Here is an 11020-nt window from a genome sequence, read left to right on the forward strand (position 1 = left end):
TAAAAAAGCAATTAATACAATATAAACCATAATAGAATAAACAATTCAACCAGACATATCACCAAGAAAACAAATAATTAAAAATCAATTACATACAAAAAATACAAATTAAAATCAAATAAAAAAACAATATAAAGTCAGATAAAAATATATTTAAACATAACATATCAATACAAATAAAATTAACCAACCCACTACATATCCAATATAAATTGAATTAAAAAAGCATTATTAATACAAATCCAAAAATATGCATATTTATATTTTAAAAGAATAAATATATTGGAAAATATTTACTTTAACATATATCTTTTTATTATATTTTCACAACATAATAAAAAGTAGATAATTTTAACACTTTGTTACTTATTTTAACTTAACATTTATAATCATATCGAATACCCTGCACCGCACCAATGACCATAGATATATACCCAATAGATTTCAAGATGGATCGCGACGGCCAGGGAGCGAATCTCCGGGAGCATAGATAACTATATCATAGAGAACTCTGTGACCGGGGTGAGTGAGTGCAGCCAACCAAGAGGCAACTTGAAAGATAACAGGTATATTACAAAATCAGCTCAAGCCTGACAGACAAAACTCAATATCTAACTCACAGAGAAAAAACACCTATCGGTGACGGGTTACCTGTTTATGAAAATGATACTTATTATTATAGCGGCAATATTAATATCCGTTAGTTTATTACTCGGGGCAGTATTCTTACAATTAGCAATATTATAGATAAATGGGATCAAACCAAATCCAATAACTTTAGATATTCGCTCAACCGGTTTATCGATCTTTTCCTGCCCGGTAAAAACATTTCAGGAGTGAATTAAACGAAAAAAACATTATTATTTATTATATATAAACCAAACTGGACAATATTATTTCATATAGAAATCATACACAACCAACTATAACTTAATAGAAAATAGAATACATCCGTAGTATATCAACTTAAATTTCAGTAGAAATTCTTATGGATTATTAATAACTCTGGTCATACTGGATTTATTTTGCTAGCATTAGCTCGTTTTTTATTCAGAGCAAACGAGGAAAAGCAATGCCCTCTCGAACGATGAGGACAACCGCCATCTTCGCTTTCTTTATTTCACTGTTGTTTTCCGCTTTTAGTCAAGCATCAACTAGTACCGCTAAAAGCATAGAGTATTCTCACAATGGCATACCAAGTAGTTTGCCAGATTTACGAAAATACCCTTCGGGCACCCCACGTAAGAAAGCGTTTTTAAATGTTGTTGTCCCTGTGATTGATCAACACAATCAACAAATTATGCAGGAAAGGAAATGGCTACTGAAACATCAGGATGCCAAACATTGGTCCTCTCAGGATATCAAGCACCTGCAACAGATTTGTAAAAACTACAACATGAGCTGTAGCAGCTCACCTAAAAAAGTTAACTGGAACAAGCTACTGAACCGTGTTGACATCATTCCAACCCATTTTGTTGCTACTCAGGCTGCAACAGAATCTGGTTGGGGAACTTCTAAGCTTGCACAGCAGAATAACAACCTGTTCGGTATGCGTTGCGGTAACGGCTGTAAGAGAACTCAGGGTAAGATAAAAGGTTATTTCTCCTATCCGACTATAAATGATTCTGTCAAAGCCTATATGCGGAACATGAATACCCATAATGCTTATGAATCATTACGGGTTTCACGCGCTAAACAGAGGAGCCTTCAAAAATCACTGAACACCAGCAAGTTGATTGATAATCTTGAAGGATATTCACAATTAGGCTCTACTTACAACAGTTACCTGCATAAGGTGTTTAACAGCAACAAAGGGCTTATCACTCAAGCACAAAAGTTAGCTAAAAACGAGTACGACTAAAATTCTCGTCAGTATGAGTTCGAATATATACCCTAATGGATTTCAATTTGCAGCGCGGCGGCAAGTGAACGCATCCCCAGGAGCATAGGTAACGATGTGACTGGGGTAAGTGGTAAATGAAAGCAGCCAACAAAGCAGCAACTTGAAAGATAACGGGTATATAGCTCTCTAACTACCAATATCATCTGTTGCATAGAAATATGGAATGGATGATTTTCTTACATCCACCAGCTTGTCTTACTCATTGATAGAATGTTTAGGTTGAATATTATAATATCATTCAAGATTGTCTTAATTGCGACGAAATGATTAACCAGAGTTTAATATGAATTTCTTTTCTTTTGAGTTTCTCGGGTCCTTTGTTGCCTTCTTTCTCTTGTATTGGATGTTACAAAAAAGTGCAAAAGTACAAAACTATTTGCTGATAATCGCAGGTTATCTGTTTATCTTTTCTTTTAATCCACTTTTCGCCGGTATCTTATTTGGTTATACATTATTCATTTATCTTTTAGCAAACATAGTCAGTAAATTTCTATCCAATCGCATCACGTTTACTATCCTAACGATAGGTATTCTGGGATGTTTTACTGTATTCAAATATTATTCTTTCTTTCAAGAAAGTCTCCAGCAAGCGTTTGCACAATTTGGCTTATCCATAGATTTACCTGTACTGACACTACTCGTACCTCTTGGTTTATCTTTCTATGCATTCCATTCTGTTAGCTATGTCGTTTCCGTTGGAAAAAATGAAATTCCACCGGCATCATTCCCTGATGTCGTTTTATACCTCTGCTTTTTCCCAAGTATTGTTGCCGGACCAATAAACCGAGCTAAAGATTTCCTGCCTCAAATTCAGATTCCATCAAGAACAATCATCGAACCATCAAGAGCCATATTACTGATTATATTAGCAATAACTAAACTATTCCTGTTTAGCTCTTATTTGTCTGAAAATTATGTAAATCCAATTTTTGATGATCCCATCGGCTACGATGCAGGGCAAATCCTGGTTGGTATTTATGCCTATGCCTGGCACATCTATTTTAATTTTTCCGGTTATACCAACTTAGTTACCGGATTAGCGTTGCTCCTCGGATTTAAAGTTCCTGAAAACTTCAATGCCCCTTATCTGGCTGAAAATTTACAAGCCTTCTGGCACCGTTGGCATATCAGTTTATCTGAATTTATCCGCGATTACGTCTATATTCCTTTTGGCGGTAATAAAAAAGGGTTTCTACGTAAAAACCTTAATTTATTTGCCGCCATGGTAATCTCCGGCTTATGGCATGGTGCCGGAATTAACTTCATTATTTGGGGAGCTATCCATGGATTAGGATTAGTCATCCTAAATATTAAATATCAATTATTTTCTCCAACAGATAAAAAAAATAAGAATATACCCAAGAACCCAATGACTTCATTTTTATCCAAAGTGATCACTTTCCACTTTGTTTGTCTGGCATGGGTTTTCTTCCGTTGTCCTACTCTGGATGATGCCCTAGCATTATTAAATCAATTAATATCATCAAATTTACTCCACTCAATCATAGCCAATGGCTGGTTGCTGATAATGTTCTGGGGGCTGTTTATTATTTACCCGCAACTCGTTAATCTGAAAACAGTAGTTGAGAAAATCCATGCCCATATTCCATGGATATACTACCCAATACCATTAGCTATCATTCTGACTTTGGTATTTATGCTTTCACCACAAGGAATGCCAGGATTTATCTATGCTAATTTCTGAGTTCAAATCCAATTTAAAAATAGCCGGGCAAGTCATTCTTATCATAGTATTAACCAGCCTACTGTTAATCTGGTTGAATCATCGTTCACTGGATAGATTCTGGCAACAGAAATACCACCAGCAAAGCCTTTGGGCAACGTTACAAGGTAATCCTCTGTGGGATTTTGGGGATAATCTGGAACAAGGGGTTCTGGCTGCGGGAGAAGCTTTCATATTACACACCAGCAATAACAGAGACAATCATCAGCAAGCTGCTCAGAAATCCAGTATTACACTCCCTAAAGATTTTCAGATAGGATTGCGGTTCTTAAATGGTTATATCTCTCCTGCTACAAATTCATCTGAGACTTTCCCTGCGTTATTACAAAAATCCCCTCATGCTAATTCTGTCATTTCGTCAGTGCCCCATGATCCAAAAGATAACCCATCCAGTACGGTTATCGCCAAAACCAATGTGACGCTAACAGCTAAGGATAAAGTACTTTTTGCCGGAGATTCAATGATGCAAGGTATTGCTCCTCATCTGAAACGTCGGCTCTTTCAGGATTACGGTATTTCAAGTATTAATCTCAGCAAGCAAAGTACTGGGCTTGCTTACCCCAGTTTCTTTAACTGGCCGGCAACTATCAATAAGACGCTGGAAGCCAACCACGATATCAAGTTGGTTGTTATCTTCCTGGGACCCAATGATCCTTGGGATATGCCACCACAATATGGACGTATTTACCTAAAATTTGCCAGCACTGATTGGGAAAACCTCTACCGCCAACGTATCAACACGATCCTCACTGAAGCACGTCACCATAACGCCGATGTCATCTGGGTTGGCCCTCCGAATATGCGGCAGAAAAAACTTTCTACCAGCATGGAATACCTGAGATCATTGTATCAATCAGAAGTAGCAAGAGCCGGAGAAATATACGTTTCTGTTAATGATATTTTTAAATATCATGCGGATGATTATTCTGATTATATTGGTGATAATAGTAATAAAATTAAACTCAGAAGCGGTGATGGTATACACTTTAGCTTGAAAGGTCAGCAAACTATTTCAGACAACATAATTTCATTGATTGAATTTATTCAGGAACCAGCCAAACAAAATGGAAATGCTTAAACAACTTCGCAAGCGATACCAGCCTGTTGGCATTGGTCTGATCATCATACTCTCTTTAAGCCTGATATCATGCCATAAGCGGAAACCTAAATCTTTACTAACACAACACCCAGTGATAACCAACCAACAGTTAACCGACTTTGGTGAGCCGAATCTAGCCTTACTTGCAGACAAACTTCGCAACAGCCACCATAAGCAATTGCATTTTGTTCAGATGGGTGATTCCCACACTGCTGCGGATTTTTTCACTGGCAAGCTCCGTTCTCTGTTACAACAACGCTTTGGTGATGCCGGTATTGGTTTTGTCAGCCCAATAGATGTCCCCGGACAACGTAATGCAATACTTGGTATAACGGATGATAAACAGCAATGGGAACTGACCACCAGCCGCAAAGATAACCGGACCGATTTCCCTCTCGGAGGGACAATTGCCGAGCCTAATAGCGAAACCAGCAAACTAGTTTTAAAGCTATTTGCCCCAGCCTATACTCACTATCAACTCAAAGCGTTATATCAGGCATCTGGTGATTCTCAGATTCTGGTTCAGTCTGCAACCAAACAAACCCTTAAATTACCGTCAACTCACGGTCAATGGCAGTTTTCCCCTGAAAAAACCGTCAAGTTCCCAATTAATATCATGGCGATACAAGATAATCAGCTGAAATTAGGCGGCTGGTTTATCAAACGTAAACAATCAGGTGTTATATTATCCGCTTTAGGTATTAATGGTGCGACCATTAATATGATGGATAAATGGCAGCCACAATGGATTAATACCTTAGTTCAAATGCATCCTGATCTAATTATCCTCGCTTATGGTACAAATGCAGCTTTCAATGATTCGTTAGATTTATCGGGTTATCGCCAACAATTGACAACCAAGATAAAACAGATTCGTCACCAGTTACCACAAACAGCTATTCTTATCATCGGACCAAGTGACTCCTTAAAAAATAGCCAAGCAACAAGCTGCGCAACACAACAACCCGCCATGTTGAATAATGTTATCCATATTCAACAAGAAGTCGCTCAAGATCAGCACACACTATTCTGGAACTGGCGTGAATATATGGGTGGCGAGTGTTCAATTAAGCGCTGGGCGCAACAAAATCTTGCACGACCTGATTATGTTCACCTTTCAGCCGCTGGTTATGAGCGTAGTGCGAAAGCGTTATATAAACAATTAATGGATACTCTTGGGCAATAGGTAACGATAAAATCGCGTTTCAATAATACTAAACATCAGTATTATATAATGCGGAAAAATTGAATATTTAGCCTTAGATTTATAACTGCAACATGCAAAAAATCGCTAAAAACCAATCCAATAAAGATAAATCATCATTTTATTGTATTTGATAGATTGAAAAATAAGTTCGTACCACCTGTAACACATAGCGTTAAAAAGAGTGTTTAAAATATGATTTTCTCAAAAAAGTACCCTAAAGGTTCCATAAGAAGATTCATTTCCGGTTGGAAAGAATGTAGTTTTGAACGTTATCAACAAGCGTATTCTCTTTATGGCGGGGGAATATCTACTCACCCAAATGTTGTACGTTTTCTAAATGAAAAATTTGGCAATAGTTTTATCTTTTACGTTAAGGAAAATCCACTGTCAGCAAACATTATCGAAGGAGCATACTTTACGTGCAAAGATCATCATCTGGCCGCAAGTCATCAGAAAGATTATAATTTTTTCAGTTATGACGAAATTATTTTCCCTATTGCTAAATACCTCAAGACCATAATTCCAGGTAAATCAAAAACCCTATCAGTCTTGCACAAAGAAAATTTTATCAATGCTCATTATGGTCGGTTAAATAAACGAACAATATGCCTTGCCAAAGAAGATTTTTCTTATAAAACAAGAAGAAATCGCAGTAATGAAATTAATAAGTTTAAGCGTTCAGGCGGGGAAATATGTCAAATTGACGATTTTACCTGCCAAGAATTCGTCGACATTTACACCACTCTGTACGAAAAACGGTGGGCTAAACAACATAATGAAAAAGAGAAAGAAAAATTAATTGAATTATACACTGAACTCAAGCAACACCTGTACGGAAGTGTATTAACTATCAATGGAACTCCCGTAGCCTATGATTTAGTTATAAAATCAGATAGCCCTCAATGGATTTCATTTGATGCAATAAATGGTGGATTCGATCCTGAATATTCCAATCTAAGTCTTGGAAGTATCGTAATGTGGCTGAATATTAGAAATGCCTCGGATCTTTGTCAGCAGCAGCAAAAAACTATGCGCTATTCTATTGGTAGACCTTCTTTCGCCTATAAAGATCGCTGGTGCAATCGCCATCCATTAGCGAGAACACTATTCTAGTTTTATTAATCATCTACATAATTGGCTTATCGTCCGCCTTCATAGAAGGCGGCATTGTTCAACGCCATAAAAGAGTACTTCAAATTTTGGCTATTTAAGATGACAGAGGAATTACATCACAGCAAAGAAAATCATCCCAACAACAGCGCCCGTTGTTCCAAGGATGGTTTCCATAATTGACCAGGTTTTCAGGGTCTGGGATTCTGTTGCGCCAGTAAATTTACCGAATAACCAAAAACCTGAATCATTAACATGGCTCAATACCAGAGAACCTCCTGCAATACAGATTGAAAGAGCCGCAAGCTGAGCGCCAGAATATCCCAACGTATCAACCACCGGCAGAACCAAACCAACCGTCGTCAAACAAGCCACAGTTGCAGATCCTTGAATAACACGAACCGTACTAGCAAGAATAAAACTCGCTAATGCAATTGGCAGGCCAGAACCAATCAATGCATTCCCCAGAGCAGGACCTACACCGGAATCCACCAATACTTGTTTGAAGACACCACCGGCCCCAGTAACTAATAAAATAATTCCAGCCGGTTGAATAGCCGAAGAACAAATATCCATCACTTTTTCTTTACTCATTCCCCGACGTATTGCCAGACCATAAATGGCAATCAAACAAGCAACCAGAATCGCAGAAAATGGATGGCCGATAAATTCAAGCCACTGGTGCAATTCAGAACCTTGTACCACAAAGCGCTCACCAATAGCCTTTGATCCAACCAAAGCCAAGGGAAACAAAACCAGCGATAAACTCAGACCAAAAGATGGCATTTTACCTTGACCAAGGCTTGGCTCACTTATATCAGCAGGTAAATTCAAGGTGACATATTTACTGATAAAACTACCAAAAATCGGGCCAGCTAGTAACATCCCGGGAATTGATGCACTGATACCAATCAGGATCATCCAGCCAAAATCGGCATTCATCTGTGAAGCTAACAACATCGGAACTGGGCCAGGTAACAGAAATGCCGCAGCAGCTGCAACACCCGCAAACAGAGGGACAATCAATTTCACTACATTACCGCCAGTACGGCGCGCTACTGCAAATGCCACACCAATCAGTAAAACAATAGCTACATCAAAAAATAGTGGCAAAGCACAAACCAAGCCAGCTATCCCCAATGAATAATGAGCACGCTTTTCACCAAAACTATTTAGTAATTTAACTGCAATCTGATCCAGAGCGCCTGTTTCGTGTAAAACCTTACCAAACATTGCACCCAGTGCGACAACAATTGCCAGAAAGCCTAGCGTCCCCCCCATTCCTTCTTGCATTGTTTCGGTCACTTTATCCAGCGGCATACCTGAAAAAACACCCGCCCCCATAGAAACCAGTATTAATGCCACAAAAGCATGTATTCTGGCCTTCATCACCAAAAACAGTAGTAAAAGGACAGAGCCAACCGCTGTCAGCACTAAAGTCAAAGTACCCATTATTTTTCCCCTGAAATGACGCTATTAATTATTTTTATTGAGTGATTAATCACTTCATCAAGAGACGATCTAATATCTATCAGATAAACATCCTTTTCATCACTGTCTGGTTCTTCTAATGCTTCAAACTGAGATATCAACATTTGAGGTTTAAAAAAATGATCTTTACGTGCTGTCAACCGGCTTTCAATTAAAGCAAAATCGCCTTTCATGTAAAGAAATGACAGATTCTTATTATTATCACGCAGCATATCCCGGTAATGCCTTTTTAGAGCAGAACAAACGATCAGAGAAACTAGATTTGTGCGTTGCATAGCAAAAACTGCATCATTCAATGACTTCAGCCAGGGCTTACGATCTTCGTCATTCAGTGCATAGCCTTCAGCCATCTTATTAATATTAGATCTTGGATGTAAAAAATCGCCATCCAAAAAGGCAGAGTCCAATTTATAGGCCACAGCATTAGCAACAGCAGATTTACCGCTGCCGGATACCCCCATAAGCACAAAAACATGATTCGGATGATGGGTATCACTCATATAAGCTCCTTAGCACAGATATTTTATCTGCGAATGTTACCGGTAACTGTTATCGGTAACATTATCGGAAGTAGCAGCAATATTCGCAACAACACAGAATCTTCAGGAAATAAAAATGTGATGTTTATCGCAAAGTAAGTTTAAAAATATAAAATCAATAGATCGATTAAATACTTTCTCCTAGTGATATTTCAAAACCAATATCGACCATTTTCTGCGGTAAATGTTCACCTTTCAGCCGTGACATCAATAATTCAGCAGCTTTCCGTCCCATTAAATCACGAGGTGTCAGTACACTCGCAAGTTTTGGTGTCATAACCTGACCAACATCGTGACCATGGAAACCCGCTATTGCAATATCGTCCGGTACAACTATTCCCTGACGTTGGCACTCAAAAATTGCCCCAATAGCAAGGTCATCGTTGGTACAGAATAGGCCATCCACATCAGGATATTTCGTTCGTGCTTCATTCAATAACTGTCCCCCCAATGTGTAAGAAGAGCTGTCTGGAGTCATCACCTTACCAGGCTTTAAACCTGCGCTTTTCATCGCAGCTTCATAACCTTCCAGGCGAATAATTGTCCTCTCATCCTGTCTTGCTCCAAGATAAATAACCTGCTGACAACCTCGCTCAATCATTGCCATTGTCATCTGCCGAGCCGCCTCAAAGTTATCAATACCGACTGCTGTATCAAAACAAGGGGAAACACAATCCATTAATTCAACGACAGGAATACCGGCCGTTTCCAACATCCTTAAGGTTCGCGGAGTATGAGCACGCTCCGCAAGAATCAAGCCATCAACATTGTAAGAAAGCAAAGAAATCAGACGCTCTTCTTCTTTCTCTGACAAGTAACCATAGTGAGCCAACATAGTCTGATATCCATTACGGTCTGTCACGTATTCAATACCACGGATAACCTCCGCAAAAACCTGGTTAGTCAACGAAGGCAACAAAATGCCAATAGCATGGCTGGTAGAATTAGAAAGGATATCTGGTACCCGATTCGGGATATAACCTAAATCATCCAAAGCATCAGCTATTTTCTTTCTCAATTGTTCAGAAACCTGATCCGGACTACGCAAAAAACGACTTACCGTCATTTTCGTCACACCAACACGATCAGCCACATCTTGTAAAATAGGACGTTTTTTCTTCATATTTTAAGACAATTTAAAATTAGTAGAATTTAAGATAATAAGCACAATGTTATGACATAGTTATACACTATCAGGATACACTTTTTTTGAATTTAGCAAAAAACGCGATGAATCCTATTCATCATTTATCGTGGATAGAAAAATAAGATGAAACGCCAAAAAGGTTTTAAAGATGAAAAAGTTTTGAATAAGAACCATAACCACGATAATAAAAACCTCATAGTTTTTAGTGATCCTAAAACAAAAATTCAAACTTATTATAGCCTACCAGCAATCCACTCAATAAAACGTATTAATACTCTTAAAGAAAGCCATAATGATAAGCTGAGTTTGGAATTTCACGATTCATTTTCTATAAACCGAAGGAAGCGATTTAAGTTATTTTTCATACTACCGCTATAGCGGATATAGCAGGTTTCGATTATTAACCTAATAGATAAGCTGTCTATTTCTTAATGGAATGTCTATCAGATGGCTAAGCTGTCTATCTGCTATATTCACGTCTACTATGATGTCTATACCAATAGTTACCTAGCGTGTGCAGGCTTTACACAGGGAGCCATTTTCGCAGACCGGGCAGTGGAGCACTATATGAGCCGCCAGGCGAGCCGACATGTCATCGCGTCTCTGACCCCCAAACGCAAACACCCCCAGCTTACGCTGAGGGGGTTCACCGGATTTAAAGCCTGGCAGTGTCCTACTCTCGCATGGGGAGACCCCACACTACCATCGGCGCTACGGCGTTTCACTGCTGAGTTCGGCATGGGGTCAGGTGGGACCACCGCGCTATCGCCGCCAGGCATA

The 11020-nt window shown here is 38.7% G+C and carries 8 protein-coding genes and 1 rRNA gene; 5 read left to right on the forward strand and 4 right to left on the reverse strand.

Annotation, left to right across the window (positions count from 1 at the left end):
* The first annotated feature begins 1072 nt into the window (after nt 1-1072).
* The 5 genes from EAE89_RS17845 to EAE89_RS17865 all read left to right on the forward strand — a co-directional run bounded on the left by EAE89_RS17845 (nt 1073) and on the right by EAE89_RS17865 (nt 7066).
* The gene (locus EAE89_RS17845) at nt 1073-1861 is read left to right on the forward strand and encodes a protein bax (RefSeq protein ID WP_054479011.1); all 789 of its coding nucleotides are present in this window, start codon (nt 1073-1075) and stop codon (nt 1859-1861) included.
* A gap of 325 nt (nt 1862-2186) precedes the next feature.
* On the forward strand, nt 2187-3608 hold the full coding sequence (locus EAE89_RS17850; RefSeq protein WP_214086337.1) for an MBOAT family O-acyltransferase: 1422 nt from the start codon (nt 2187-2189) through the stop codon (nt 3606-3608).
* Nucleotides 3595-4725: an SGNH/GDSL hydrolase family protein gene (locus tag EAE89_RS17855; RefSeq protein ID WP_054479013.1), complete on the forward strand. Its 1131-nt coding sequence runs from the start codon at nt 3595-3597 to the stop codon at nt 4723-4725. The genes EAE89_RS17850 and EAE89_RS17855 overlap by 14 nt, the downstream gene beginning before the upstream one ends.
* On the forward strand, nt 4712-5932 hold the full coding sequence (locus EAE89_RS17860; protein WP_214086338.1) for an SGNH/GDSL hydrolase family protein: 1221 nt from the start codon (nt 4712-4714) through the stop codon (nt 5930-5932). The genes EAE89_RS17855 and EAE89_RS17860 overlap by 14 nt, the downstream gene beginning before the upstream one ends.
* Nucleotides 5933-6145: 213 nt before the next feature.
* Complete coding sequence (locus EAE89_RS17865) at nt 6146-7066, forward strand: GNAT family N-acetyltransferase (RefSeq protein ID WP_214086339.1); 921 nt, start codon at nt 6146-6148, stop codon at nt 7064-7066.
* Nucleotides 7067-7177: 111 nt separating this feature from the next.
* Here EAE89_RS17865 and gntU read toward each other — a convergent pair whose 3' ends face one another.
* From gntU to rrf, 4 genes are all read right to left on the reverse strand, one after another.
* Nucleotides 7178-8515: a gluconate transporter gene (gene gntU / locus EAE89_RS17870; RefSeq protein WP_054479019.1), complete on the reverse strand. Its 1338-nt coding sequence runs from the start codon at nt 8513-8515 to the stop codon at nt 7178-7180.
* Nucleotides 8515-9054 carry a gluconokinase gene (gntK, locus tag EAE89_RS17875; protein WP_054479021.1) on the reverse strand — a complete coding sequence of 180 codons (540 nt, stop codon included), beginning with the start codon at nt 9052-9054 and terminating at the stop codon, nt 8515-8517. The genes gntU and gntK overlap by 1 nt, the downstream gene beginning before the upstream one ends.
* A gap of 166 nt (nt 9055-9220) precedes the next feature.
* Nucleotides 9221-10216, reverse strand: coding sequence for a gluconate operon transcriptional repressor GntR (gene gntR, locus EAE89_RS17880; protein WP_214086340.1), 996 nt, complete (start codon nt 10214-10216; stop codon nt 9221-9223).
* Between the two features lie 684 nt (nt 10217-10900).
* Nucleotides 10901-11016, reverse strand: a 5S ribosomal RNA gene (gene rrf, locus EAE89_RS17885).
* Nucleotides 11017-11020 lie beyond the last annotated feature (4 nt).

The organism is Photorhabdus heterorhabditis (assembly GCF_018448905.1).
GTDB lineage: Bacteria > Pseudomonadota > Gammaproteobacteria > Enterobacterales > Enterobacteriaceae > Photorhabdus > Photorhabdus heterorhabditis.

Excerpts from the sequence above, each read along its gene's own strand:
- EAE89_RS17850 (WP_214086337.1), top strand. The coding sequence starts at position 2,187 with ATGAATTTCTTTTCTTTTGAGTTTCTCGGGTCCTTTGTTGCCTTCTTT.
- EAE89_RS17855 (WP_054479013.1), top strand. The coding sequence starts at position 3,595 with ATGCTAATTTCTGAGTTCAAATCCAATTTAAAAATAGCCGGGCAAGTC.
- gntK (WP_054479021.1), bottom strand. The coding sequence starts at position 9,054 with ATGAGTGATACCCATCATCCGAATCATGTTTTTGTGCTTATGGGGGTA.
- EAE89_RS17865 (WP_214086339.1), top strand. The coding sequence starts at position 6,146 with ATGATTTTCTCAAAAAAGTACCCTAAAGGTTCCATAAGAAGATTCATT.
- EAE89_RS17845 (WP_054479011.1), top strand. The coding sequence starts at position 1,073 with ATGCCCTCTCGAACGATGAGGACAACCGCCATCTTCGCTTTCTTTATT.
- EAE89_RS17860 (WP_214086338.1), top strand. The coding sequence starts at position 4,712 with ATGGAAATGCTTAAACAACTTCGCAAGCGATACCAGCCTGTTGGCATT.
- gntR (WP_214086340.1), bottom strand. The coding sequence starts at position 10,216 with ATGAAGAAAAAACGTCCTATTTTACAAGATGTGGCTGATCGTGTTGGT.
- gntU (WP_054479019.1), bottom strand. The coding sequence starts at position 8,515 with ATGGGTACTTTGACTTTAGTGCTGACAGCGGTTGGCTCTGTCCTTTTA.